The organism is Stenotrophomonas maltophilia group sp. RNC7 (assembly GCF_030910085.1).
Classification (GTDB): Bacteria; Pseudomonadota; Gammaproteobacteria; order Xanthomonadales; family Xanthomonadaceae; genus Stenotrophomonas; species Stenotrophomonas sepilia.
The window spans coordinates 1-306 of sequence record NZ_JAVFVN010000276.1; the positions used below are offsets into that span (position 1 = coordinate 1).

Sequence of the window (306 nt, forward strand, 5' to 3'; positions counted from 1 at the left end):
GCGACTGCGGCGCTGGTGGAAACGGTTTCGGGGCAGTTGGCCAGGCTGCTGGTTAAAGACATCAAGACCTATAACCGGTTGATGCGTGGAGTCGCCATGACCTTGGTGACGCGCGAAGACTTGCTGGTGAAACCAACAATCCTCAGCGGTCCGCTGGAGGAGATCAAACGTTTGGTCGAAGAGGCTGCCACCAAGCCCTTGAAAGGTGCTGCGCCCGTTACCTTGGGAGATGCGCTGCCTGCCGGTCGCGGCTATTTGTCCCAACCGGGCAACCTAGGGCAGAAAGGACTCAGCCTATCGGAGTCT

1 protein-coding gene is annotated in these 306 nt (G+C 58.8%); it reads left to right on the forward strand.

Features of this window, described 5'->3' with window-relative positions; genetic code table 11:
* Window positions 1–306: hypothetical protein (locus RCF13_RS03810; RefSeq protein WP_308140887.1), on the forward strand; the 306-nt coding region annotated here is incomplete at both ends.